Source organism: Streptomyces sp. NPDC042100 (assembly GCF_055582325.1).
Map to the genome: position 1 here is coordinate 213,190 of NZ_JBVJDK010000013.1, position 25,583 is coordinate 238,772.

Genomic DNA, 25,583 nt, shown 5'->3' on the forward strand with positions numbered 1-25,583 from the left:
CGCCCCCGCGCGCCCGCCCGGCCGCCGCCCCCGCCCCGCGCACGAGAGCGCGCGCCCGGCGCGCGCCACCGCCCAGCGCCCCGCGCGGGGCATCCCCCGGCCGCCTCCGGGGTAAGTCCCAACTCGCCCGCGAGCGGACCGGTTTGAACGTCGGCAGACCGGCCGGGCGAGCGGTACCGTCGAGGGGCCGGCGACATCACCACTGCCAGAGGAGTCAGGCGTGAACGATTGGCGGATCTACCGCGGGGCCGGCCTTCCGCACGACGAGATACGGCGGCTGCCCGCCCCGCCGCCCTGGCGCGACTTCTCCTCCGGCGGCGCCGACGACACCCTGGCCGGCTCCGACCGGCGCCTCGGGGTGCGCCGCAGGCTGGTCCAGAACCACCACCCCCGCCCCGCCGAGACCGACGCCGTCAACGCCGCCCTCTACCTGCGCCGCCCGCTCCTGGTCACCGGCAACCCCGGCACCGGCAAGTCCACCCTCGCCCACGCCGTCGCCCACGAACTGGGCCTCGGCCGGGTGCTGCGCTGGCCCGTCGTCAGCCGCACCACCCTCCAGGACGGGCTCTACCGCTACGACGCCATCGGCCGCCTCCAGGACGTGCAGCTGGAGCGCGCCCGCGCGCAGGCGGGCGACGAGCTCGCCGCCGCCAGCCCCGCCGGCATCGGCTCGTACCTCCGGCTCGGCCCGCTCGGCACCGCGCTGCTCCCCTCCGAGCTGCCGCGCGTGCTGCTCATCGACGAGCTGGACAAGAGCGACATCGACCTGCCCAACGACCTCCTCAACGCCCTGGAGGAGGGCGAGTTCGGCATCCCCGAGCTGGAGCGGCTCGCCGACCGCGAACCCGTGGTGCGGGTGCTCACCGACGACGGGCGCAAGGTGCCCGTGCACGGCGGGCGGGTCCGCTGCTCGACCTTCCCGTTCATCGTCCTCACCTCCAACGGGGAGCGGGACTTCCCCGCCGCCCTGCTCCGCCGCTGCATCCGGCTGGAGCTCGAACCCCCCGGCGAGGAGCAGCTCGGCGCGATGATCGAGGCCCACCTCGGCCCCGACGCCGCCGCGGCCGAACCCGGCCTCGTCGACCGCTTCCTGGACCGCGAGCCCGGCGAGGTCATCGCCACCGACCAGCTCCTCAACGCGCTCTACCTGACCCAGCACGCCCCCCGCGCCGAGCGGGTGACCCGGGAACGCATCGCGGACATGCTCATGCAGCCGCTCGATCAGCCGAGGTGATGGCCGGATGCACCGGACGAGCCGGATGCACCTGGAAGAGCTCACCCGCAGAATGCGGGCCGGCGGCCAGGACCCGACCGCCGAGGAGGTCGCGGACGCCGTCTGGCTCGCCCAGTGGCTGCCGCGCGGCGCGCCGGAGGAGCGCCCGGAGGCCGGGGAGCCGGAGCGGGGACCGGACGGGCGGCCCGGGGACCGTACGGATCCGGCCATCGGCGACGACACCACAGCCGTCACAGAGGGCACACCGGACCCGTCTGACCCATCTGACCCGGCGGACCCGCCGGGCCGCCCCGCCGAGACCGTCGACCTGAGGATGCGCCACGAGGACGCCGGCTCCGGCGGTGCCGCCGTGCGCTCCGGCGCCGCCCTCCCCGTGCGCGCCCCCGGCGCCAACGCCCTGCCCGGACTCCTCGGCCTCCAGAAGGCGCTCCGCCCGCTGCGCCACTACGCCGCCCGCTTCCCCGCCCGGCCCGGCGAGGGCCGCCTCGACGAGGACGCCACCGCCGAGCAGAGCGCCGCCTCCGGCATCCTCACCCCCGTGCTCTGCCCCGCCGCCGGCCGCCGCCCCGACATCCAGCTGCTCATGGACGCGGGCCCGGCCATGGTCGTCTGGACCCGGATGGTCGAGGAGCTGCGCCAGGCCTGCCAGCAGTCCGGCGCCTTCCGCGACGTCCAGGTCCACCGGCTGTACGACACGGGCGAGGGCCCGCCGCTCGTCACCACCACCTCCGGCTCCGACGGGCACCCCCGGCTGCGCCCCGGCGACCAGCTCCACGACCCCACCGGGCGCCGCCTCACCCTCATCGTCAGCGACTGCGTCGGCCCGCTCTGGCAGCGCGGGGCCGCCCAGCGGCTCATCCACCAGTGGCCCCGCCAGTCCCCGCTCGCCCTCGTCCAGCCGCTGCCCCCGCGGCTCTGGTCCCGCACCGCCCTGCCCGTCGAGCCGGGGACCCTGCTGCGCCCCGGCGCGCCCGGCGGGCAGCCGCGCTTCGAGCCCGACGAGGCCCCCTGGGAGCCGGTCGCCCCCGACCTGCGGGCCGTGCCCGTGCTCACCCCCACCCCCGAGGCCTTCGCCTCCTGGGCCCGGCTGCTCACCGGCCACGGCGGCGGACCGGTCCGAGGCTGGGCCGCCCGGATCGGCCCCGAACCGGCGCGCCCGGCGGGCACCGGCGCACCCCGGGGCGCCCGGCGCGGCGACGAGGAACTGCTGCGCGCCTTCCGCGCCGGAGCCTCCCCGGGCGCGGTACGGCTCGCGGTCCATCTGGCCGCCGCCCCGCTCGCGCTGCCCGTGATGCAGCTCGTGCAGCGCGCCATGCTCCCCGACACCGGCCCCATGGAGCTCGCCGAAGTCCTGCTCAGCGGGCTGCTGCGGCGGCTGCCCGGCCCCGCCCCGTACCCCTGCTTCAGCTATCCGCCCGGCGTCCAGGAGCATCTGCTCGGCTCGCTCGACCGGGGCGCCGCCGCGCTCGTCCTCAAGCACGTCTCCGAGTTCGTCGAGCGCAACTTCGGCCAGGGCACCCGCAACTTCCCGGCGCTCGCCGCCGCCCGGCTCGCCGGACACGGCGCCGAGGACGAGCCCGCTGCCGCCCTCGCCCCCGGAGAGGAGCCGGCCGAGCCCGCCGACGCCGAGACCGAGCTCTTCGCCCGCATCCCCGCGCGGGTGCTGCGCTTCTACCAGCCCGACCTCGTCACCCCCGACCCGCTCGCCCGCGCGCGCCGGCTCCTCGACCAGTGGCACGCCCAGTCCGACCCGGCGCTGCTCGCCGCCGCCCGGGAGCTGGCCGAGGCGGCCCTCGGCGGCGACGAGGGGGACGGGTCCGCCGAGGACACCGCGGGCACCCTCCTCGTCCTCGGCCGGGCGCTGTACGCGCAGGCCGGCACCCGCGCCGTACGGGACACCGGACAGCGCCAGGACCTCCTCCTGCGGGCCGCCGCCGAGCTCGTACGGGCCGGGGAGCTGGCCCCGCCGGGCGGCGAGGTCTGGGCCGAGGCCCGCCTCGAACAGGCCCTGGCCCAGCACGCCCTGTGGCGGCACACCGGCGTCGCGGCCCACCTGGACGCCGCCCTCGCCGCGCTCGCCACCGGCACGGACGCGGCCGTCGCGGACGTCGAGGGCTGGCCCGAGGGCCGTCGCCCGGCCCTCCTGGTCCGGCGCGGCCGGCTGCTCCTCGCGCGCGGCGCGGGCGAACCCGCCGCGACCGCCTTCACCGCCGCGCTGGCCCTCGGCGAGAGCGCCCCCGTCCTGCTCGACCTCGCCGACGCCCTGCACCTCGCGGGCGCCGCCCCCGCGCGGGTCGCGGACGCGCTCGACCGGGCCGAACCGCTGCTCGGCGAGGCCGGCGCGCTCCGGCTGCGCTGGACCACCGCCCGGGCGCGCCTCTACGAGACCACCGGCGACGGTCCGGCCGCCGACCAGGCCTACGAGGAGGCCACCCTGCTCACCCCCGCCGAGGGCGAGCAGCGCGGCCGGCTCCTGATGACCTGGGGCGAATCGCTGCTGCGCCGGGCCGCCGCCGCCACGGGCACCGCGCCCGTCGACCGCGCCGAGTCCGTGCTGCGCGAGGCCCTCACCTGCCTGCCCGCCGACGCCGCCGCCCGCTCCCGGGCCCGGATCCTCATCGGCAGCGTGCTCGCCCTGCGCTTCGACCGGGCCGGCTTCCTGCCCGACCTGTACGAGAGCCGTCACCTCCTCGAACAGGCCGTCCGGGCGGCCCGCGAACCCGGCCCGCGCGCCGAGGTCTGGCTGCAGCTGGGCTGGGTCCGGCTCCAGTTGAGCGAGAGCACCCGGGACGGGCAGCTCGCCGACGCGCTCACCGCCTACCAGCGGGCCGCCGAGGACGCCCGCGCCGCCCGGGGCGAGGTCCCCGGCACCGTCACCGCCGCCCGCGCGCTGCACGCCCAGGGCGCGGTGCTCTACCTGATGGGGCGCGTGGGGCGGGCCGCCGGAGTGCTGCGCTCGGCCGTCGGGCAGTGGAACCGGCTGGACGCGGCCCAACTCCCCCTCGACTGGGCCGACGTCGAGCGCACCAGGGCCCTGCTGGCCCAGGTGGAGGCCCTGCCTCGGCCGCGCCCGGACCGGCTCACCCGGGAGGAGCGGCGGCTGATCGGGCCCCCGTGGTGGCCCTGGGGAGGCATCGAGCCCTGAGACGGGTCCCGGCCGGACGGGCCGGGGACCGGCCGAAACGGAACGACTGGATAACGGGGGCGCGAATGGGCGCAGTTGAGTCGAACGGGTTTCTGGGTTCCGTGCGTCGGGAAGAACCGCTGCGCCGCTACGACCGTGGGGGACAAGGGTCGGTGAGGAGGAGCCGAGGGTGTTGGAGCACACGCAGTGGGGGACCGGCGTCGGCCGGGACGCCGAACAGCCGCTTCCGCCCCTGCCCGACCTCGCCACGGTCGACCTGCGCACGCTGCGGGTCCTGGACCACCCGGAGCTGGCGGCAGAGGTCGAGCGGCTGCTCGGCCGGTCGCCGGAGCTGGGACAGGCGTGGGCCTCGGGCGGTGACGGCCTTCGCTGAGGCCCGCCCGGCGCGGGACCACCGACGGAATCCGGCCAGATCCGGCGCCCGGACACCGGCGCGGACGCGGGGCCGGGAATGACCCCCGGGACGCTCTCCTCGGCCTCCCTCGCCCGACTGGCCCGCACCCGGCCGGACATCACCGGCTCCCCGCTGCTCAGCGCGGGCGTACGCGCCCGGCGGATGCTGCTGCTCAAGGCGCTGCGGACCCGGGTGGAACGCGCCCGCGACTCCCTGGACCCCGGGCTCCACGAGCGCTTCGACACCTCCTGGCGGCTGCTGGAGCGGGCCGAGGCGCGCCGCCCGGCCGCGCTGCGCGACGTGCTCGACTACCCCACCACCGGCACCTGGCTCACGGCGGCCCTCGGCGCGCCCGACGGCGCCGCGTTCGCGGAGCTGCTGCCCCACTGGGACACCATCGCCACCAGCGCGGCGCTCCGCGCGGGCTGCGTGCTCGACCGGGAGGTCGCCGCCCCGCGCGGCTGGCTCACGCTCACCGGCGCCGGGCGGATCCGGGTCGGCGCCGAGCGGGCGTGGATCCGGCAGCGCGGCGGGACCGCGTGGATCGGCCCCGCCGGCGGCGGCCCGCCCCGCACCCCGCTGGTCGCCACGGGCGCGCGGCACACCCGGGTCCGGGGCCTCGGACACCGCTGGAACGCGCTGCGGCTGCTGCCCGGCGGCACCGCCGTCCTGGACGACCTCGACCCCTTCCGGGTCCCGCCGGGCGGCATCGGGGGCCGCCCCGCCGCCGAGCGCGCCGCCGGGGCCTTCCCGCTCTGGGCGGCCCGCTGGCGCGCCGGACACGAGCTGCTGGCCCGTACCGACCCCGGCCGGGCCGCCGAGGCCGTACGGACCGTACGGGTCCTCGTCCCGCTCGCCCCGGGCGACGGCGGCCCGGTCGGGGCCACCCTCGGCGACGCGCCCGGGGCCGTCCTCACCACCCTGCCGGGCGGCGCCCCCGAGCTGGCCGAGACCCTGGTGCACGAGGTCCACCACGGCAAACTGGGCGCCCTGCACACCCTCGTACCGCTCTACCGCCCCGGCGGGCCCGATGTGCACCGGGTCGGCTGGCGGCCCGACGCGCGCCCCGTCTCCGGCGTCTACCAGGGCGCCTACGCCCACCTCGCCCTCACCGACCTGTGGCGCAGGGCGACCGCGGGGGACGGCCTGCCGGGGGGCTGGCGGGCCAGGGCCGGGCAGCAGTTCGAGCGCTTCCACGATCAGGTGGGCGAAGCGCTGGGGATCCTGCTTCAATCCGATGAACTAACCAGCGCCGGGCGGGAGTTCGCGCACCAGATGCGATGGCATCATGCGAGCCTCGGCACCACCCGGGGCGCCCTTGGGTAACACTGTGCCCACGGCACATGACACTGCGTGGCACGTGAGCGAGGTAGGGAGAACTCATGGCGGAACAGGGGCGGTCGGGCGGCTCGGCGACCGCGGACCGGGGCGGAACAGCGCCACCCGAACACGTCCTGGTGGTCTTCCCGGGCTATCACCGCCCCTGGGCCACCTGGATCGCACAGCGACTGGAGGCACAGGGCGTCCGCGTCACCCAGCAGCGCTGGGACCCGCCCCGCGAGGTGCCGCTGGAGGACTCCCTCGGCGACCTGCTGCTCGCCCGGGGCAAGGTCCTGCTCATCCTCAACGACTGGTTCTTCGAACTCGGCCCGCGCCCCGCCGGCGAGTGGAACGACGTGCTGCGCGGCTTCGTCGCCGCCCACGCCGAACGCTTCGCCGCCGTCAACCTCACCAACCGGCCGCTGCTGCCCGCCACCGCCGTCCTCGAACCCGTCAGCCTCTGGGGCGTCGGCGAGGAGGAGGCCGAGGCCCGCGTCCTGGCCCGCCTCGGCGTCGAGCCCCGCCGAGGCAACAGCCGCCGGGCCGCCCTCGGCGCCGTCGTCCGCTACCCCGACACGCCCCCCGACGTCTGGGGCGAGGTCCCCCGCCGCAATCGCCGCTTCACCGGCCGCGACGACCTGCTCACCGAACTCCAGCAGCGCCTCATGGACGCCGACCGGGGCAACGCCGCCTGCACCCTGCTCGGCATGTCCGGCATCGGCAAGACCCAGATCGCCGCCGAGTACGCCCACCGCTTCAGCCCCGACTACGACATCATCTGGTGGGTCAACTCCGACGACCGCAACATCCAGCGCGACCGCCTCGGCGGCCTCGCCGCCGCCCTCCAGCTCCCGGCGGGCAGCGAGCCCGGCGAACGCATCCGGGCCGTCCGCGAGGCCCTGCGCCGAGGCGACCCGACCACCCGCTGGCTCGTCGTCTTCGACGGCTGGGACGACACCGACGGCGTCGCCGTGATGCTGCCCCAGGGCCCCGGCCACGTCCTCGTCACCTCCCGCAACCGCGCCTGGGCCGACCACACCGACATCCTCGAGGTCCCCAGCTTCGACCGCGCCGAGTCCACCGGCTACCTGATGCGCCGCGCCCCGCACATCACCGCGAGCCAGGCCGACGAGGTGGCCGCCGAGTTCGGCGACGTCCCGCTGCCCCTCGTCCAGGCCGCCGCCTGGCTGGGCGAGTCCGGCATGGAGGCGCCCGAATACCTGCGCATGGTCCGCGAGGGACGCCTCTCCACCGTCGACGACCCCGCCGCCGGCGACGGCTACCCCAACGCCTCCCTCACCTCCTGGTCGATACTGATCAACCGGCTCCGCCGCGCGCAGCCGCAGGCCGTCGAGATCCTCAGCCTCTGCGCCTCCTTCGCCCCCGGACGCATCCCCCTCGGCCTCGTCCGCTCCTACCCCCAGGCCGAACTCCCCGAGGACCTGCGCTGGATGGCGACCGACCTCGCCGCCTGGACCCGGGCCCTGGACACCCTGGTCAACTACTCCGTCCTCACCCGCGACAGCCGCGGCACCATGAGCACCGAGACGGGCCCCCACCAGGAGTCCGTCCACATGCACCGGCTGGTCCACGACATCGTCGCCCGGCTCACCGACGGCGACCACCGGGCCGCCCACCGCAAGGCCGTGCGCACCCTGCTCGCCGAGGCCGACCCCGGTGACCCGATGGACAGCAGGCACTGGCCCCAGTACGCCGAACTCCTGCCGCACCTCGTCCCGTCCGGCGCGCTCACCAGCCGCAACCCGCGCATCCAGGGCGCCGTCCTCAACTGTCTGCGCTACTGCTACCGCAGCGGCGAGTTCAAGGCCGGCACCCGCCTCGCCGAGCAGATCCGCGCCGAGTGGTCCGACTTCATGGACCCCATCGCCCAGCCGATGCTCGACCTCACCACGCAGGAGGGCAACATCCTGCGCTCCAGCGGCCGGTTCCGCGAGGCCCACGCCCTCGACCGGGCCCTCCTCGACCGCCTCACCCGCACCACCCCGCGCAAGGAGCTCGGCGAACTCTTCTGCAACAGCAACGTCGCCGCCAACCTGCGCCACCTCGGCCAGTACCAGGAGGCCGAGGCCCTGCAGAGCGAGGTCCTGGAGACCTCCCGGCGGCTGCTCGGCGAGGCCGAGTTCGTCACCCTGGTCGCCCGCCACAACCTGGGCGTGGTGCTGCGCCTGCTCGGCCGCTACCAGGAGGCGTACGACCTCGACATCGAGACCCTCGCCCGCCGCGAGAACGTGCTGCGCGCCCGCCACGTCAACACCCTCAACTCGGGCAACGCCCTCGTCCACGACCTGCGCCTGCTCGGCCGCTACCGCGACGCCCTGGTCCGCCAGGAGGCCAACGTCCGGCTGCACATCCAGGTGCTCGGCGCCCAGCACCCGCAGACCCTCACCGCCCGCGCCCAGCTCGCCCTCTGCCGGCGCCGGGAGGGCGGCGCCCAGCAGGACATCGGCAGCCAGATGGCGAGCCTGCTGGAGCAGATCGAGCAGGTCCACGGCCGAGGCCACTACGTGACCCTGTCGTTCATCAACAACTACGCCAGCTTCCTGCGCGAGCACGGCGACCTCGACCAGGCCAGGGCCCTGACCCGGGAGGCCGAGGCGGGCTACCGCTCGCTGCTCGGCCCCGCCCACCCGGTCGCCACCGGGATGCTCGCCAACACCGGCCTCGTCATGCAGGCCTCCGGCGAGCGCGCCGACGCCCTCGCCATGCTGGAATCGTCCCTCGCGGGCCTCACCGCCTCCCTCGGCGGCGACCACCCCTGGGTGCTGGGCTGCGCGCTCAACACCGCCGCCGCCCGCAACTTCAACGGCCGCGTCGGCGACGCCACCGAGCTGAGCCGGGACACCCTCCGCAAGGCCCGCCGGATCCTCGGCAACGAGCATCCGCTGACCCTGTCCGCGCAGATCGCGCTCGCGGCCGACCTGCGCGGACTGCGCGAGGTCGAGGAGGCCGCCAAGGTCGAGGAGGACGGGCTGCTCACCCTCACCCGCACCCTCGGCGCCCAGCACCCGCACACCCTGTCCGCCCGCCAGCGCAACCGCCCGTACTGGGACTTCGAGGCGTACCTGGGCTGAGGCCCGTACGGCACTCAGGCCCGTACGGCTGAGGCCCGTACGGCTCCCGCCGCCCCGTACGCACGCCGGAGGCCCGGCACCCCCACTGGGGTGCCGGGCCTCCGCGGTGCTCGGGCTCCGACGGCTCAGGCGTCGAAGACCTCCGCGACCAGCTGCGCCTGCTCGGCCTGGTGGCGCTTGGCCGAGCCGACCGCCGGGGACGAGGAGTGCGGGCGGGAGATCCGGCGCAGGCGCTCGCCCGCCGGGATGTCCGCGCCGACCGCCAGGTCCAGGTGGTCGATCAGGTTGAGCGCGATGAACGGCCAGGCACCCTGGTTCGCCGGCTCCTCCTGGGCCCAGATGTACTTCGCCGCGTTCGGGTACTTGGCGATCTCGGCCTGCAGCTCGGCACCCGGCAGCGGGTACAGGCGCTCCAGGCGGATGATCGCGGTCTCCGTGTCGCCGCGCTTGACCCGCTCGGCCTCCAGGTCGTAGTAGACCTTGCCCGCGCAGAAGACGACCTTGCGGACGTCCGCCGGGTTGACCGTCGCGTCGCCGATGACCGGGCGGAAGCCGCCGGTGGTGAACTCCTCCACCTTCGACGCCGCGGCCTTCAGACGCAGCATCGACTTCGGGGTGAAGACGATGAGCGGCTTGTGGTGCGGGTTGTGCACCTGCCAGCGCAGCAGGTGGAAGTAGTTCGACGGCAGCGTCGGCATGGCGACCGTCATGTTGTCCTGGGCGCACATCTGCAGGAAGCGCTCGGGACGCGCGGACGAGTGGTCCGGGCCCTGGCCCTCGTAGCCGTGCGGCAGCAGGAGCGTGACGCCGGAGGTCTGGCCCCACTTCTGCTCGGCGGAGGAGATGAACTCGTCGACGACGGTCTGGGCGCCGTTGACGAAGTCGCCGAACTGGGCCTCCCACACGACCAGGGAGTCCGGGCGGGCCAGCGAGTAGCCGTACTCGAAGCCCATCGCCGCGTACTCGCTGAGCAGCGAGTCGTAGACGTTGTAGTGGGCCTGGTCCTCGGTCAGGTAGAGCAGCGGGGTGTAGTCCTCGCCGGTCTCCTGGTCCACCAGGACCGCGTGGCGCTGGCCGAAGGTGCCGCGACGGGAGTCCTGGCCCGCCAGGCGGACCGGGGTGCCCTCCATCAGCAGCGAGCCGATGGCGAGGGTCTCGCCGAAGCCCCAGTCGATGGTGCCGTCGTCGATCGAGGCCGCGCGGCGCTGCATCTGCGGGAGCAGCCGCGGGTGGACCGTCACCCGCTCCGGGACGTTGACCTGCGACTCGGCGATCCGCTTCACGACCTCGGCGGAGACCGCGGTGGTCACGGCGACCGGGAACTGCGGCTTGGCGTCCGGGACCTGCGGGGCGGCCGGGGCGGCGGTGGCCTCGCGGACCTCCGCGAACACCTTCTCCAGCTGGCCCTGGAAGTCCTGGAGCGCCTGCTCCGCCTCTTCCAGGGTGATGTCGCCGCGACCGATGAGGGACTCGGTGTACAGCTTGCGCACCGAGCGCTTCTTGTCGATCAGGGTGTACATCTGCGGGTTGGTGAACTGCGGGTTGTCGCCCTCGTTGTGACCGCGGCGGCGGTAGCAGATGAGGTCGATGACGACGTCCTTGTTGAACGTCTGGCGGAACTCGAAGGCGAGCCGCGCCACCCGGACGCACGCCTCCGGGTCGTCGCCGTTCACGTGGAAGATCGGCGCCTCGATCATGCGGGCCACGTCGGTGGCGTACATGGAGGAGCGGGACGACTCGGGAGCCGCCGTGAAGCCGACCTGGTTGTTGATCACGATGTGGACCGTGCCGCCGGTGCGGTAGCCGCGCAGCTGCGACATGTTCAGCGTCTCGGCCACGACGCCCTGGCCGGCGAAGGCCGCGTCACCGTGGAGGGCGACCGGCAGGACGGTGAAGTCCGTGCCGCCCTTGTTGATGACGTCCTGCTTGGCGCGGACGATGCCTTCCAGGACCGGGTCGACCGCCTCCAGGTGCGAGGGGTTGGCGGCCAGGGAGACCGTGATCTGCTCGCCGTCGAGGCCCGTGAAGGTGCCGGTGGCGCCCAGGTGGTACTTCACGTCGCCGGAGCCGTGCATCGACTTCGGGTCGAGGTTGCCCTCGAACTCGCGGAAGATCTGCGCGTACGACTTGCCGACGATGTTCGCGAGGACGTTCAGCCGGCCGCGGTGGGCCATGCCGATGACGACCTCGTCGAGGCGGGACTCCGCCGCGGAGTCGATGACCGCGTCGAGCAGCGGGATGACGGACTCGCCGCCCTCCAGGGAGAAGCGCTTCTGGCCGACGTACTTCGTCTGCAGGAAGGTCTCGAAGGCCTCCGCCGCGTTGAGGCGGCGCAGGATCCGGAGCTGCTCCTCGCGCTCCACGCGGGCGTGCGGGCGCTCGACGCGGTCCTGGATCCACTTGCGCTGCTTCGGGTCCTGGATGTGCATGAACTCGACGCCGGTGGTGCGGCAGTACGAGTCGCGGAGCACGCCGAGGATGTCGCGGAGCTTCATCATCGACTTGCCGGCGAAGCCGCCGACCGCGAACTCCCGCTCCAGGTCCCACAGGGTGAGGCCGTGCTCGGTGATGTCCAGGTCGGGGTGCTTGCGCTGCTTGTACTCCAGCGGGTCGGTGTCGGCCATGACGTGGCCGCGGACCCGGTAGGAGTGGATCAGCTCGAAGACGCGCGCGGCCTTGGTGACGTCGTCGTCGTGCGAGGCGTCGATGTCCTTGAGCCAGCGGACCGGCTCGTAGGGGATGCGCAGGGCCTTGAAGACGTCGTCGTAGAAGCCCTGCTCGCCGAGGAGGAAGTTCGCGACGATCCGCAGGAACTCGCCGGAGGCGGCACCCTGGATGACCCGGTGGTCGTAGGTCGAGGTCAGGGTCATGACCTTCGAGATGCCCAGCTTGTTCAGGGTGTCCTGGGAGGTGCCCTGGAACTCGGCCGGGTAGTCCATCGAGCCGACGCCCATGATGACCGACTGTCCGGGCATCAGGCGCGGCACGGAGTGGACGGTGCCGAGGCCGCCGGGGTTGGTCAGCGAGACCGTGACGCCGGTGAAGTCCTCCATCGTCAGCTTGCCGACGCGGGCGCGCTTGACGATGTCCTCGTAGGCCTGCCAGAACTCGAAGAAGTTCAGGGTCTCGGCCTTCTTGATGCCGGCGACGACGAGCTGGCGGTCGCCGTTCGGCTTCACCAGGTCGATCGCGAGGCCGAAGTTCACGTGCTCCGGCTTGACCAGGGTCGGCTTGCCGTCCTTCTCCGCGAAGGAGTGGTTCATCGTCGGCATGGCCTTGATGGCCTGCACCATCGCGTAGCCGATGAGGTGGGTGAAGGAGATCTTCCCGCCCCGGGCGCGCTTCAGGTGGTTGTTGATGACGATGCGGTTGTCGAAGAGCAGCTTCACCGGGACGGCGCGGACGGACGTGGCCGTCGGCATCTCCAGGGAGGCGTTCATGTTCTTCGCGACCGCGGCGGCCGGGCCGCGCAGGGTGACCAGCTCGGGGCCGGCGGGGGCCTCGGCGGCCGGAGCGGCCTTGACCGGGGCCGGAGCCGCGGCGGCGGGCTTCGCGGGCGCCGGGGCGGGCGCGGCGGCGGCGGGCGCCGCGGGGGCCGCCGGAGCGGCCTTCACGGGCGCCGGGGCCGGCGCGGGCACCGAGGGGGCCTGCGCGGCCGGAGCGGCGGCAGGCGCGGCCTGTGCGGGGCCCGTCTGCGGCGCCACGGGAGCGCTCGGGGTGGTGGCGGCCGGGGCGGCGGAGGTCTCCGCGGCACCGGGCTTGTAGTCGGCGAAGAAGTCCCACCAGGCACGATCGACCGAATTCGGGTCCTGGAGGTACTGCTGGTAGATCTCGTCGACGAGCCACTCATTGGCACCGAAGGCGGCGGCAGGAGACTTTCCCTGCCCGCTTTGGTCGGTCGGGGAGCTCGGGGTACTGGGGGACTGAGACGACACGGCGGCAACCGCCCTCTTCCGCTTCACAAGGTGATGGACAGCGGAAATAAAGGCTACGCCTCCCTGGCCGGGAGGTGCAGGCCGGGCACTCCAACGTCGCGCAAGTCACACTTGACGGGGTGTTTCAGTGCCATGAATGGCGGGAAACAAGCGTGGTTCTGCCCTCGTACGGGTAGGGAAAAGTGCGGGTGCGGCCCCCCGGGCGCGCATCCCTGTCCTGTTCCTGACCACGTCATGCGGGTCTCTCGTACGAGTGCTCGTACGGTTACACGCAGAACGCCTGCTTCCGGTTCGAACCCTACGTCAATCCCGGACCGGAAGGCTGCCCGGAAGGGTGAGCCTGATCCGGCAGCCGCGTGAGGATTCGGCCACGCCGATGTGCCCGCCGTGCAGATCCACCGCCCAGCGTGCGATCGCCAGGCCGAGTCCGGTGCCGCCGTCGCTGCCCGGACCGTGCTGCGCGCGGACCGCGCCCCGGTTGAAGCGCTCGAAGACCTTGTGCCGCTCCGCCTCCGGGATGCCGGGGCCCTCGTCCTCGACCTCGACCTCCAGCGACTCCGGGAAGGGGCCGCGCCGGGCCCGCACGGTCACCCGGCCGTGCGGCGGCGAGTGCTTCACCGCGTTGTCGATCAGGTTCGCCATCACCTGGTGCAGCCGCTCCGCGTCCGCGTGCGCGGTCAGCTCCGGCGGCGACACGTCCAGGTGCAGATGGACGTCCGTGCGGTTGTGCAGCCCCGAGCTGGTGGTCAGCCCGCGCTGGGAGGCCGCCAGGTTCGCCTCCCGCAGCACGCCCGACAGATACGGCCAGACCTCGAAGCGGCGGGTCCGCAGCGCCACGACACCGTTGTCGAGCCGCGACAGGTCCAGCAGCGTCTCCACCAGCCGGCCCAGCCGCTCGGTCTGCTTCAGGGCGGTCCGCATCGTCTCCGGATCGGCCTCGGAGACCCCGTCCACCACGTTCTCCAGCACCGCGCGCAGCGCCGCGATCGGGGTGCGCAGCTCGTGCGAGACGTTGGCGACCAGCTCCTTGCGGTGCCGCTCCACCGCCTCCAGGTCGTCCGCCATGCGGTTGATCGTCAGCGCCAGGTCGCCCAGCTCGTCCCGCCGGTCCGCGCCGCGCACCCGGCGGCTGAAGTCGCCGCGTGAGATCGACCCGGCCACCGTGTTCATCTCGTCCAGCGGCGCGGTCAGCGACTGCGCCACGAACTGGGTGATCAGCAGGGTCGCGATCATCGCGAAGATCGTGATGTAGCGGAACTCGGTCGAGGTGCGGATCGCCACCAGCGCCAGGCACGAGGTCAGCAGGACCGCGCCCACCACCAGGGCGCCGAGCTTGGTCTTGATCGAGATCACGATGCGGTGCCGCTCCCGCCGGGGGCGCCGGCCGTCCTCCCGCCGCGGCCGGCTCACGGTGCCGGGGTCTCCAGCGCGTAGCCGACCCCGTGGACCGTGCGGATCCGCTCGGCGCCGATCTTCCGGCGCAGCGCCTTGATGTGGCTGTCCACGGTCCGGGTGCCGGAGGCGTCCGCCCAGTCCCACACCTCGGCGAGGAGCTGTTCGCGCGAGAGCACCGCGCGGGGCGTGTTCGCCAGGCAGACCAGCAGGTCGAACTCGGTCGGCGTCAGGTGCACGTCGTCGGTCCTGACCCGGACCCGGCGCTGCGCGTGGTCGATCTCCAGCTCGCCGAGGCGCAGGATGCCGCTGCGCGGGGTGACCGCCGCCAGCGCGGCGCGCTCCACCCGGCGCAGCAGGACGTGCACCCGCGCGGCGAGCTCGCGCATCGAGAACGGCTTCGTCATGTAGTCGTCCGCGCCGACGCCGAGCCCGACGAGCATGTCGGTCTCGTCGTCGCGCGCCGTGAGCATCAGGACCGGGACCGGGCGCTGGGCCTGGACCCGGCGGCAGACCTCCAGGCCGTCGAAGCCGGGCAGCATCACGTCGAGGACCATCAGGTCCGGCTGCCAGGCCTCGGCCGCGTCGACGGCGGCGGGGCCGTCGGTCGCCGTCTGCACGAGGAAGCCCTCGGCCCGCAGGCGGGCGGAGACGGCCTCCACGATGGTCGCGTCGTCCTCGACGACCAGGACCCGCCGCTGCGCTCCCGGAGTCGCCCCACCCTGATGACCGGTGTGTGTCTGCTCCATTGCCCCGCCTCGCGTCGCCGATGTCGGTGCAGCAGCCTAGAGGTAGCGGCGGCGTCCCGGCTACGCAGGCCGGACGGCGAGGTGGACCACGTCGGGGACGCCCCGGGCAACGGGGATCTCTTCGGTCCGTACCCCGCTGAATCCGGCATTCCGCAAGGACCCTTCGAAATCGGCGGACGGTCGCGCGGACCAGATCGCCAGCACTCCGCCGGGCCGCAGCCGCTCCGCGCAGGCCGCCAACCCCGAGGCCCCGTACAGGGATTCGTTGTCCTCGGTGACCGTCCACTCCGGGCCGTTGTCGACGTCCAGGCACAGGGCGTCGTAGTGGTCGGGTGAGGCACGCAGATAGGTCAGCAGGTCCGTGTGCAGGATCACGGTCCGCTCGTCCGCGAGCGCCGGGCCGGAGACCGAGGCCAGCGGGCCCTCGCGGTGCCAGTCGATGACCGCCTCCTCGCGCTCCGCCACCGCGATCCGGCGCCAGCGGGGGTCGGCGGCGGCGTGCGCCAGCGAGAAGCCGACGCCCAGGCCGCCGATCAGGACGGAGGGGCCCGAGTCCCGGGTGGGCTCCGGGAGCGCGTCCATCGCCGCGTCGACCAGCAGGCGCTCCGAGCGCCCGTCGGAGGTGTCCATCAGGAAGGTCCCGTTGGCGATGATCTCGTAGACCGGGCCGTCGTCCGCGGCGCGTCTGCGCAGCACCACCTCCCCGTACGGGCCCTCGCGGCGGTCGACGGTGACGGGGGTGGTCGTCAAGGCGCGCTCCGTTCTCGTCCGGCTGCTCGGCCCGGCCGCCCGCCGGAGCGGACGGCCGGGTCCGACACGTTACGGAGTGCGGGCGCGGCCCGCCGCCCATTTACGGCCTGGGCGCGTCGTGCCCGACGTACTGCCCGATCCGGTTCAGCGTCCGGCGGGCCGTGACCGGGCTGCCGTAGGTGCGGTCCCAGGTGACCGGGGCGATGGTGACGTGTCCCCTGTCCAGCAGCCAGACCGAGTCGGCGTCCTTCCGGCCCTCGGCGCACTCGCCCTCGCCGCTGCCGTCGTAAGGGCACAGGCCCAGCGCGATGTCGAAGGAGTCGCTCGTGCCGCGCTGCTCGAAGGCGTGGTAGACCACGGCCCCGTCGCCGACCCGGGTCCACACGGCGGGCTTGGCCCGCTGCCCGGCGCTGACGTCCGGGTAGTCGACCTTGAGCGCGAACTCGGCGGTCAGCAGCGAGCGCGCCCGCAGGTCCGCGACGAGGCGGGCGCCGAACTCGGCGTTGGCGCGGTAGTTCTCGCGCGGGAAGGCGGTGTTGTCGGCGTTGCCGGAGGAGGAGAAGGCGAGGGCCGGGACGCCCTGGTCGATCGCGGCGACGGCGGCGCCGACGGTGCCCGAGTCGTTGACGCTGGCCGAGACGTTGGGGCCCGAGTTGATGCCGGTGAGGACCAGGTCGGGGGCCTCCCGCCAGCCGACCTTCGCTCTCAGCCCGCCGCGCAGGGCGAGCTTCACGGTGTCGGCGGGGGTGGCGCTCGGGGTGTCGTCGGCGCAGGGTCCGGCGGCCAGGCACACGCCGAAGACCGCGCCCTTGGAGGGCGCGCCCGCGCAGTCGTCCGCGTAGCCGGCCGGCAGCGCGGTGCGGCGCTGGGCGGTGACCACGCCGCCGTTGGTGACGGCCGTGCCCTTGCCCGACTGGACCTGCCAGGGGGCCATCACGACGACGTCGGCCCCGGCGGCGCACATCGCGCGGCGCAGCTCGTAGAGGCCGAGGCCGTCGGAGTTGCTCGCCTTGGCGGCGCGCATGGAGTCGTCGTTGGAGATCAGGACGCGCAGGCCGCTGAGCGGGGCGCGCGCGGCGGTGGGTGCGGCGGGGGTGGCGGCGTAGGCCGTGGCGGCGGCGGTGAGGAGGGTGGCGGCCGCTGTGGCGAGGACGGTGCGTGTGCGCATGAGGGAGTCCCTTGATGTCATGGGCATGGCAGGTTGAGGGTGAAAAAGATCCGGGGCCCTGCCCCCCACGGGAGGGCCCCGGATCGGTGCGGGGCGGCGTCAGGAGCCCCGCGGTCTGTGAGTGTGCTGTCAGATCTCCAGGCCGTGCCCGTACGGGAAGACCGGGTCCTCCGTGTCGTTGGGGACGTCCGGGCGGGAGGCCGCGACCGCCGCCATGGAGCGCGGCAGCTCGAAGGGGAGCCGGCCCTCCGGCTTCGCCCGGCCGAAGGCCACGTCGAGCAGGGCCTCGTCGCTCGCCCCGTAGTCGGCGATCAGGGCCGCCGCGCGCTCCGCGATCTCCGGGAGGACGGCGGGGCGCTCCAGGTTGACGCACACCAGGGTGGGGGTGGTGCCGAGGAGGGTGAGGACGCGGCCGAGTTCGGGCTCGGGGAAGGCCAGGGAGCCCGAGTGGAAGAAGGACTCGAAGAGGTTCGGGCGCTCCTCGTAGGGGGTGCGCAGGCGCAGGACGGCGAGGTCCGCCTCCTCGGGCGTCGCCACCACCTCGGCGTACGCCGCCGCCACCTCGGCGTCCACGTTCTCCACGTACAGCTTCGGCCGCCCCTTCAGGGGCAGCGAGCCGTCGGTGAGGACGGTCAGGGAGCGGCGCTGGGCGGCGGCGCCCAGGGCGGTGAAGTCGGCGCGGCCCACCGTCTCCGCGGCCTCGTCGGGGTCGACGTACCGCCGCTCGTCGAAGAGGCCGAGGACGAACTTCTCGCGCAGCAGACGGCGTACGGAGGCGTCGATGCGGGACTCGGCGATCCGGCCCGAGGCCACGAGCTCGACCACGACCTCCGGGCACTCCTCGCCGCCGAACTGGTCGGCGCCCGCGTCCAGCGCCTTCGCCGTCCGCTCGGCCACGCTCAGGTGCTCCACGCCCCAGGCGCGCGCCTCGTGGGTCTCGCCGAAGATCCGGGAGTCGTTGAGCAGGCCCCAGTCGGTGCAGACGATGCCGGTGAAGCCGAGCTCCTCGCGGAGCAGGCCCTGGATGACGCCCTTGTTGAAGCCGAAGCCGACCTCTTCCCAGTCGGTGCCGATGGGCTGGCCGTAGTACGGCATCATCTGCGCGCAGCCGGCGGCGATGGCGGCCTTGAAGGGCTCCAGGTGGTGCTCGCGCAGCCCGCCCGGGTAGACCTGCTCCTTGCCGTGCGGGAAGTGGGGGTCCTCGCCGTCCTTCTGCGGGCCGCCGCCGGGGAAGTGCTTGACCATCGCCGCGACCGAGTCAGGGCCGAGCTCCTCGCCCTGGAGGCCCCGGACGTAGGCGCGCACGAGTTCGCCGGTGAGGGCGGCGTCGGAGCCGAAGGTGCCGGACTGGCGGGACCAGCGGGGCTCGGTGGCGAGGTCGATCTGCGGGTGCAGGGCGGTGCGGAAGCCGACCGACAGGTACTCGCGGCGCACGGTGTCGGCGAAGCGGAAGACCAGCTCCGGATCGCGGATCGCGGCCAGGCCGAGCGCCTCGGGCCAGGCGGAGAAGGCGCCGGAGTTGAAGGAGGCGCCGATGTTGTCGGTGAAGGCGTGCCGGGGGTCCGTGGAGAGCGAGACCGGGATGCCGAGCCGGGTGGCGGCGGCCATCTCCTGGACCGCGTTGTGCCAGCGGGCCATCTCGCGGGCGCCGTGGCTGCCGAGCAGGTTGAAGTGGGTGAGCCCGCGGCCCTCGATGAGCTCCGGGGTGGTGAACGGCAGCATCGAGCCATCGGTCTCGGTGACCGGGCTGCCGTCCGGGTTCATCATCAGCATCGAGTGGAAGAGCTGGCCGGCCTTCTCCTCCAGCGTCATCCGGGAGAGGAGGTCCTCGACGCGCTCGTCGACCGGGCGGGTGGGGTCCTGGTAGGGGTGCATATCCGTACCTGCTGCTCGTGCGTCACTGACCGGAAATGATCGGACGGCCAGGCTAAGCGCGAAAACCGAGTGCCTACTAGGTTTGTGTGATGTGGCGTGGGTCACATGGGGGAGGGGTGTCTTCCGGTGCTTCGTTAGGGTGTGGCCATGGCGGAGAACGAGGGCCGACCGGCCCGCAGAAGCGCAGGCCGGGGCGGGTACGCGGTCGGCGAGGCGCGGCGCCGGAAGATCCTGGACACCGCCGTCGAGCACTTCGGGCGCTGGGGCTTCCACGCCTCCTCGCTGGCCCGGATCGCCGACGACTGCGGGATCACCCAGGGCGGTCTGCTGCACCACTTCCGCAGCAAGGAGGACCTGCTGCTCTCGGTGCTCGCGCAGAGCGAGGAGCACGACGTGGAGCGGCTCTTCGGCGAGGAGCCCGCGTCCTACGCGGCGTACCTGGACACCCTCGTCGGGCTGATCGAGGACAACACCCGGCGGCCCGGCATCGTCCGCATGTTCAACGTGCTGGTCGGCGAGTCCGGCAACGTCGGCCACCCCGCCCACGCCTACTTCAAGGACCGGTACGCGCGCGTGCTCGCGCACACCGTGGAACTGCTGGAGGAGTCCGTCGCGCGCGGGGAGCTGCGCGTGGACACCGACTGCGAGGCCGTCGGCCGCGAGCAGCTCGCGGTGATGGACGGGCTCCAGATCCAGTGGGCCCTCGACCCGGAGGCGCTCGACATGCCCGCGCGGGTACGGGACTTCCTGCGGCGCCAGTACGAGGAGATCCGGGCCTGAGGCCGGGGCCGGGGCCGGGCCTGAGACCCGGGCCGGGCCTGAGACCGAGGCCGGGGCGCGCCGGATGCGGCGCCGCCCCGCGCGGCTAGCGTCCGGTCGGCGGGCCGCCGTCGGGGAGCGCGCCGAAGACCCGGTCCAGGGCGGGCGGACGCTCGCGGTCGCCCGCCGTCACGGTGCGGCGGGCGTGGGTGACCGTGTACTGGAAGCCGTCGGCGACCGGGGCGCCGGCCGGGCGGTCCGGGACGCGCGCGTACGCCGGGTCGTCCAGGGCCGCGCGCAGCTCGGCGAGCCCGGCCGGGGTCATCCGGCCGCCCTCGTCCGCGGTGCCGCGCCTGCTGGTGGTGTAGGTCCCGTCCTCGCGCACGACCAGCCGGTTGTCGACCCCGGCGAAGCCGCCGGTGACCGTCACCTCGACCAGGGTGTCCTGGGGCGCGGGGCGCTCGGTCGGCGGGGCGGGTGTGGCTGGTGCGGTGGCCGTGCCCGGTGCGGCGGTCGCGCCGGGTGTGGCCGATGTGCCGGGCGCGGTGCCCGGCGCGGTGGTGGTCGCCGCCGGTGTGCCGGAGGCGGCGGGGGCCGCGGGGGCCTGGCCGCAGCCCGCCACGGTGATCGCGGCGGCCAGCAGGGCGGCGGCCCCGTACCTCTTGTCCATGGAGGAGAGGATGCCGCCTCGGCCGCCGCCGCGCAGCCCGAACGGCTCAGGCCGCGCGGACGATGCCGGTCAGCGGCCCCCGGTGGTACCAGTCGAGGCTGTCGTACAGCGCCATGCCGTCCGTGGTCGCCGCCAGGACGCCGGTCTCCGCGCCCGCCTGGGCGGCGGCGGCTTCCAGGGTGCGCATGACGTTGGCGCCGAGGCCCCGGCGGCGGTGCGCGGGGTCCGTCTCGATCTGGTCGGCGACGGCCGTCGCCCCGGTCGGCGCGATCTGCCCGCGCGCGGCGAGGGTGCCGTCCGGGGCGAGGATCCGCACCCGGATCACCCCGTCCCGGGTCTCCGTCGTGCGGGCGTAGCCCTCCGGGGCCGGGGGCCGGGCCGCCGGGTCGAGCTTCTTCGTCATCATGAAGCCCGGGTCGTCGGGGACGGTCCAGTCCTCGGTGATCCAGGTCGCCACCTCCTCGGGCGCGGCCATCACCTTGAGCCAGGCGTACGGCTCGGTGACGGCGGCGCACAGCGCGCCCACCGAGGCCGCGTCCGGGTGCGGCAGCACGTGCCGGAAGGGGTGCTCGGGCAGTCCCACCTCGATCCGGTAGCCCCAGGGCTCGACGACGGCGGGAGCGGTGCCCCGGGAGACGGTCCAGCCGGCCACCCAGGAGGATGTAATAGATGCTATGTCCATGAGGGGATTACAGCGGCTGTTCGCGAGGTGTGCGGGGGTGATCGCTCAGAGCGAACAGGCGGCGGGGAACATTCCTCGGCTCACGTGCATTGAGTCCACATAGCTCAACTTGACTGCCGAAGGGGAGATCATGGCTTCTGAGTCCAAGGCGTCCGTGCCGCTCACTCTGCCCGTGCTGCCGCTCGACGACGAGGTCGTGCTGCCCGGAATGGTGGTGCCGCTGGACCTCTCCGACACCGATGTACGGGCCGCCGTCGAGGCCGCCCAGGCCGCCGCGCGCGGCGGCACGGGCAAGCCGCGCGTGCTGCTCGTCCCCCGCGTGGACGGCACCTACGCCGGGACCGGCGTGCTCGGCACCGTCGAGCAGGTCGGCCGGCTCTCCGACGGCGACCCCGGCGCCCTCATCCGCGGCCTCGGCCGCGTCCGCATCGGCGCCGGCACCACCGGCCCGGGCGGCGCCCTGTGGGTCGAGGGCACCGTCGTCGAGGAGACCCTGCCCGACCCGCTGCCCGGCTCCGTGACCGAACTGGTCAAGGAGTACAAGGCGCTGGCCACCAGCTGGCTCAAGAAGCGCGGCGCCTGGCAGGTCGTCGACCGCGTCCAGCAGATCGACGGCGTCGGTGCCCTCGCCGACAACTCCGGCTACTCGCCCTTCCTCACCGTCGGGCAGAAGGTCGAGCTCCTGGAGACCGGCGACCCGGTCGCCCGCCTCAGGCTCGCCACCGCCCAGCTCCGCGAGCACCTCGCGGAGCAGGACGTCGCCGAGACCATCGCCAAGGACGTCCAGGAGGGCGTCGACAAGCAGCAGCGCGAGTTCCTGCTGCGCCGCCAGCTCGACGCCGTGCGCAAGGAGCTGCGCGAGCTCAACGGCGAGGGCGGCGAGGGCGAGGAGTCCGACGACTACCGCGCCCGCGTCGAGGCCGCCGACCTGCCCGAGAAGGTGCGGGAGGCCGCCCTCAAGGAGGTCGAGAAGCTGGAGCGGGCGAGCGACCAGTCGCCCGAAGGCTCCTGGATCAGGACCTGGCTCGACACGGTGCTGGAGCTGCCGTGGAGCGAGCGGACCGACGACAGCGCCGCCGCGTACGACATCCAGGGCGCCAAGGACGTGCTTGACACGGAGCACGCGGGCCTGGAGGACGTGAAGGAGCGGATCACCGAGTACCTGGCGGTGCGCAAGCGGCGCGCCGAGCGGGGCCTCGGCGTCGTCGGCGGGCGGCGCGGCGGTGCCGTGCTCGCGCTCGTCGGCCCGCCCGGCGTCGGCAAGACCTCGCTCGGCGAGTCCGTCGCCCACGCGATGGGCCGGAAGTTCGTCCGGGTCGCCCTCGGCGGCGTGCGCGACGAGGCCGAGATCCGCGGCCACCGGCGCACCTACGTGGGCGCGCTGCCCGGCCGGATCGTCCGCGCGATCAAGGAGGCCGGGTCCATGAACCCGGTGGTCCTGCTCGACGAGATCGACAAGGTCGGCTCCGACTACCGGGGCGACCCGGCCGCGGCCCTCCTCGAAGTCCTCGACCCCGCGCAGAACCACACCTTCCGCGACCACTACCTGGAAGTCGAACTCGACCTGTCCGACGTGGTGTTCCTCGCCACGGCCAACGTGCTCGAAGCCATCCCCGAAGCCCTGCTCGACCGCATGGAGCTGGTCCGCCTCGACGGCTACACCGAGGACGAGAAGGTCGTCATCGCCCGCGACCACCTGCTGCCCCGGCAACTGGAGAAGGCCGGCCTGGAGCCCGGCGAGGTCGTCCTGGAGGAGGCGGCGCTGCGCCGGCTCGCCGGGGAGTACACCCGGGAGGCCGGTGTCCGCACCCTGGAGCGGTCCATCGCGCGGCTGCTGCGCAAGGTGGCCGCCCAGCACGAACTGGGCGACCGGGAGCTGCCGTTCACCATCGGCCCGGACGAGCTGCGCGGCCTCATCGGGCGCCCGCACCACGTGCCCGAGTCCGCGCAGGACCCGGCCGAGCGCCGGACCTCGGTGCCCGGCGTCGCCACCGGTCTCGCCGTGACCGGGGCGGGCGGCGACGTGCTCTTCGTCGAGGCCTCGCTGGCCGACCCGGAGACGGGCGCGGCCGGGCTGACGCTCACCGGCCAGCTCGGCGACGTGATGAAGGAGTCGGCGCAGATCGCGCTCTCCTTCCTCCGCTCGCACGGCGCGGAGCTGGAGCTGCCCGTCACCGGTCTCAAGGACCGCGGCGCGCACATCCACTTCCCGGCGGGCGCGGTCCCGAAGGACGGGCCGAGCGCGGGCATCACGATGACGACGGCCCTCGCCTCGCTGCTGTCCGGCCGGCCGGTCCGCACGGACGTGGCGATGACCGGCGAGGTGTCCCTGACCGGGCGGGTGCTCCCGATCGGCGGCCTGAAGCAGAAGCTGCTCGCCGCGCACCGGGCGGGCATCACGACGGTCGTGATCCCCAAGCGGAACGAGGCGGACCTGGACGACGTCCCGGCCGAGATCCTCGAGAAGCTGGAGGTCCACCCGGTGACGGACGTCCGGCAGGTCCTGGAGATCGCCCTCACCCCGGCGCGGGTGGCGGTGGGCGCGGCGGCCTGACGGCCGGCCCGCGACGAGACGGCGGTGGGGCGCCCTTCCCGGTGGAGGGCGCCCCACCGCCGTTGTCAGTGGCGGCTGCGATGCTTCCTGGCATGGACGAGAAGGCCTTCTGGGCGCTGATGGGGGAGCTGCGGCACCGGCCGGGGTCGCGGGACGACCGGCTGGAGTGGCTGCGGGGGGAGCTGGCGCGGGGGACGGAGCGGGAGTGCGTGGCGTTCCAGGTGGAGCTGGAGGCCGCCTGTGACCGGGCCTACCGGGAGGACCTGTGGGCGGCGGCCGAGCTGATCCTGGACGGCTGGTGCTCCGACGACGGCTTCCACTACTTCCGGCTGTGGCTGGTGGGCCTCGGGCGCGAGGTCTTCGAGGAGGCCCTGCGGTCCCCCGACAGCCTGGCCGAGCTGCCCGAGGTGCGGCGCCTCGCGGGGCGGAGCCCCGACTCCTGGTGCGAGTCGGAGGAGCTGCCCGACCTGGAGGAGCTGGATTACGTGGCGGGGGAGGTCTACGAGGAGCTGACGGGGGTGGCGGACGAGGGGGAGGCGTTCTACGACGCGCTGGACGCGGCCCAGGGCGGGGAGCGGCCGGACCCGGAGGCCCCGCCGCGCGGGGACTCGCCGGTGCGGGACGCGATGCCCGGACTCGCCGCCCTCTTCCCGCGCGGGGCGGAGCGGGGACGGGGGCGGGCGAGCCGGGGGTGAGGGACCGGCCCCGGGCCGGACCGGGTCAGGTCGGTCCGGCCCGGAGCGGCCCCGGACGGCCCGGTCCGGGGCGTGGGGTGGCCCGGACCGGGGCGGGGCTGCCGGGCCGTGGGGTGGCCCGGGGGTCAGGACTCCTTGCGGCGGCGGGCCAGCAGGATGCTGCCCGCGCCGAAGGCGGCGAGGGCGCCGGCGCCCGCGAGAGCCAGCGGGAGCGGGGAGGCGGGGGCCTCGGCGGTCTCGGCGGAGAGGGCCGGGGGCTGCTCGTCGCCGCCGTGGCCCTTGTGGCTCACGGTGGAGAGCTGCGCGCCCGCGGCGAGCTCGGCCTCGGTCGGGGCCTGGGCCTTCGTCGCGGTGGCGGCCGCGGCGCCGCCGAAGGTGACGTCGGAGCAGCTGTAGAAGGCCTCGGGGCTGTCGTTGCGCTGCCAGACCATGTAGACGATGTGACGGCCCGAGCGCTGCGGGAGGGTGCCGTTGAAGGCGTAGTAGCCGTCGGTGGCGGTGCGGGTGGTGTTGTAGACGGCGACCGGCGCGGTGTCGAGGTCGGACCACTTCAGGGGCTGCGTGGGGTCGAAGCCCTGCTTGGTGATGTACATCGTCATCGTGCCGGAGTGCGCGGCGGTGGCCCGGATCTTGAAGCCGAAGGCGCCGGGGGCGACGGCCGTGGACGGCCAGTCGGTGCGGGCCCAGTCCAGCGCGCGGTACTTGGCGCGGTTGGCGGAGCACAGCTTGCCGTCCGGGATCAGCGCCTTGTGCTGCCCGTCGGCGTTGGCGATGTTGACCTCGTTCCAGTCGTAGAGCGGCTGGGTGCCGGAGTCGGCGACGAGGTCCTTGCACACCTGCGACTTGGGGCTCTCGGGGCCCTCCGCGTAACAGGCCGCGACCCTGCTGACCGGGTTGAACACGGCACCGTGGGCGCCGGCGGACGTGGGGGTGAGGGGGACGAGCGCGGCGGCGGCCAGCGCGGCCGCCGCGGCGGTCCGTCGGGAGGTCGTGATCCGGGGCATGGCGGAGCTCTCTCTCGTGCGTGGGGGAGTACGGGGTGAGCAACGTGCGCACGGCGCGGGCGAGTTGCGGATCGCCCGGCCCCCCGAGGGTCGCATTGGTCCATACCAATGGGCAAGGGGTCCGTCCGAGAAAGCCGGGCGGCGGGCCGGGCGCGACCCCGACGC

Annotated in this window: 17 protein-coding genes; 8 read left to right on the top strand and 9 right to left on the bottom strand. The window is 74.2% G+C overall.

Going from position 1 to position 25,583, the window contains the following annotated elements:
- Positions 1 to 220: 220 nt before the first annotated feature.
- The 5 genes from ACZ6J5_RS27925 to fxsT all read left to right on the top strand — a co-directional run bounded on the left by ACZ6J5_RS27925 (position 221) and on the right by fxsT (position 9,185).
- The gene (locus ACZ6J5_RS27925) at positions 221 to 1,234 is read left to right on the top strand and encodes an AAA family ATPase (protein WP_469396028.1); all 1,014 of its coding nucleotides are present in this window, start codon (positions 221 to 223) and stop codon (positions 1,232 to 1,234) included.
- A 7-nt stretch (positions 1,235 to 1,241) separates the two neighbouring features.
- Entirely contained in the window at positions 1,242 to 4,379 is a 3,138-nt protein-coding gene (locus tag ACZ6J5_RS27930; protein WP_469396030.1) for an SAV_2336 N-terminal domain-related protein, read from the top strand.
- A gap of 169 nt (positions 4,380 to 4,548) precedes the next feature.
- Positions 4,549 to 4,752 carry a hypothetical protein gene (locus ACZ6J5_RS27935; RefSeq protein WP_469396031.1) on the top strand — a complete coding sequence of 68 codons (204 nt, stop codon included), beginning with the start codon at positions 4,549 to 4,551 and terminating at the stop codon, positions 4,750 to 4,752.
- A 78-nt stretch (positions 4,753 to 4,830) separates the two neighbouring features.
- Positions 4,831 to 6,099: an aKG-HExxH-type peptide beta-hydroxylase gene (locus tag ACZ6J5_RS27940; protein WP_469396033.1), complete on the top strand. Its 1,269-nt coding sequence runs from the start codon at positions 4,831 to 4,833 to the stop codon at positions 6,097 to 6,099.
- Positions 6,100 to 6,155: 56 nt separating this feature from the next.
- Positions 6,156 to 9,185, top strand: a complete 3,030-nt coding sequence (gene fxsT, locus ACZ6J5_RS27945) for an FxSxx-COOH system tetratricopeptide repeat protein (protein WP_469396035.1) — start codon at positions 6,156 to 6,158, stop codon at positions 9,183 to 9,185.
- Between the two features lie 125 nt (positions 9,186 to 9,310).
- Here fxsT and ACZ6J5_RS27950 read toward each other — a convergent pair whose 3' ends face one another.
- The 6 genes from ACZ6J5_RS27950 to ACZ6J5_RS27975 form a co-directional block, all read right to left on the bottom strand.
- On the bottom strand, positions 9,311 to 13,120 hold the full coding sequence (locus ACZ6J5_RS27950; RefSeq protein ID WP_469396036.1) for a multifunctional oxoglutarate decarboxylase/oxoglutarate dehydrogenase thiamine pyrophosphate-binding subunit/dihydrolipoyllysine-residue succinyltransferase subunit: 3,810 nt from the start codon (positions 13,118 to 13,120) through the stop codon (positions 9,311 to 9,313).
- A 303-nt stretch (positions 13,121 to 13,423) separates the two neighbouring features.
- On the bottom strand, positions 13,424 to 14,476 hold the full coding sequence (locus ACZ6J5_RS27955; protein WP_469396083.1) for a HAMP domain-containing sensor histidine kinase: 1,053 nt from the start codon (positions 14,474 to 14,476) through the stop codon (positions 13,424 to 13,426).
- Between the two features lie 50 nt (positions 14,477 to 14,526).
- Positions 14,527 to 15,261 (bottom strand): response regulator transcription factor, encoded by a 735-nt coding sequence (locus ACZ6J5_RS27960; protein WP_362483914.1) that lies wholly within the window; start codon positions 15,259 to 15,261, stop codon positions 14,527 to 14,529.
- A 60-nt stretch (positions 15,262 to 15,321) separates the two neighbouring features.
- Positions 15,322 to 16,011, bottom strand: a complete 690-nt coding sequence (locus tag ACZ6J5_RS27965; RefSeq protein ID WP_469396038.1) for a spermidine synthase family protein — start codon at positions 16,009 to 16,011, stop codon at positions 15,322 to 15,324.
- Positions 16,012 to 16,111: 100 nt separating this feature from the next.
- Positions 16,112 to 17,179, bottom strand: a complete 1,068-nt coding sequence (surE, locus tag ACZ6J5_RS27970; protein ID WP_469396039.1) for a 5'/3'-nucleotidase SurE — start codon at positions 17,177 to 17,179, stop codon at positions 16,112 to 16,114.
- A 129-nt stretch (positions 17,180 to 17,308) separates the two neighbouring features.
- Positions 17,309 to 19,054, bottom strand: a complete 1,746-nt coding sequence (locus ACZ6J5_RS27975; protein WP_469396041.1) for a glycoside hydrolase family 3 protein — start codon at positions 19,052 to 19,054, stop codon at positions 17,309 to 17,311.
- A gap of 147 nt (positions 19,055 to 19,201) precedes the next feature.
- Here ACZ6J5_RS27975 and ACZ6J5_RS27980 point away from each other — a divergent pair, with 147 nt between their 5' ends.
- A complete protein-coding gene (locus tag ACZ6J5_RS27980; protein ID WP_469396042.1) occupies positions 19,202 to 19,834 on the top strand; it encodes a TetR/AcrR family transcriptional regulator in 633 nt (210 codons plus the stop codon).
- A gap of 85 nt (positions 19,835 to 19,919) precedes the next feature.
- Here the strand turns inward: ACZ6J5_RS27980 and ACZ6J5_RS27985 are convergent, their stop codons facing one another.
- On the bottom strand, positions 19,920 to 20,483 hold the full coding sequence (locus ACZ6J5_RS27985; protein WP_469396044.1) for a hypothetical protein: 564 nt from the start codon (positions 20,481 to 20,483) through the stop codon (positions 19,920 to 19,922).
- Between the two features lie 46 nt (positions 20,484 to 20,529).
- Positions 20,530 to 21,165, bottom strand: a complete 636-nt coding sequence (locus ACZ6J5_RS27990) for a GNAT family N-acetyltransferase (protein WP_469396046.1) — start codon at positions 21,163 to 21,165, stop codon at positions 20,530 to 20,532.
- A 130-nt stretch (positions 21,166 to 21,295) separates the two neighbouring features.
- Between ACZ6J5_RS27990 and lon the strand changes: the two genes are divergently transcribed.
- Both lon and ACZ6J5_RS28000 read left to right on the top strand, forming a co-directional pair.
- Positions 21,296 to 23,719, top strand: a complete 2,424-nt coding sequence (gene lon, locus ACZ6J5_RS27995; protein ID WP_469396048.1) for an endopeptidase La — start codon at positions 21,296 to 21,298, stop codon at positions 23,717 to 23,719.
- Between the two features lie 92 nt (positions 23,720 to 23,811).
- Positions 23,812 to 24,414 (top strand): DUF4240 domain-containing protein, encoded by a 603-nt coding sequence (locus tag ACZ6J5_RS28000; RefSeq protein WP_469396049.1) that lies wholly within the window; start codon positions 23,812 to 23,814, stop codon positions 24,412 to 24,414.
- 125 nt (positions 24,415 to 24,539) lie between these two features.
- Here the strand turns inward: ACZ6J5_RS28000 and ACZ6J5_RS28005 are convergent, their stop codons facing one another.
- A complete protein-coding gene (locus ACZ6J5_RS28005; RefSeq protein ID WP_469396051.1) occupies positions 24,540 to 25,418 on the bottom strand; it encodes a lytic polysaccharide monooxygenase auxiliary activity family 9 protein in 879 nt (292 codons plus the stop codon).
- Positions 25,419 to 25,583 lie beyond the last annotated feature (165 nt).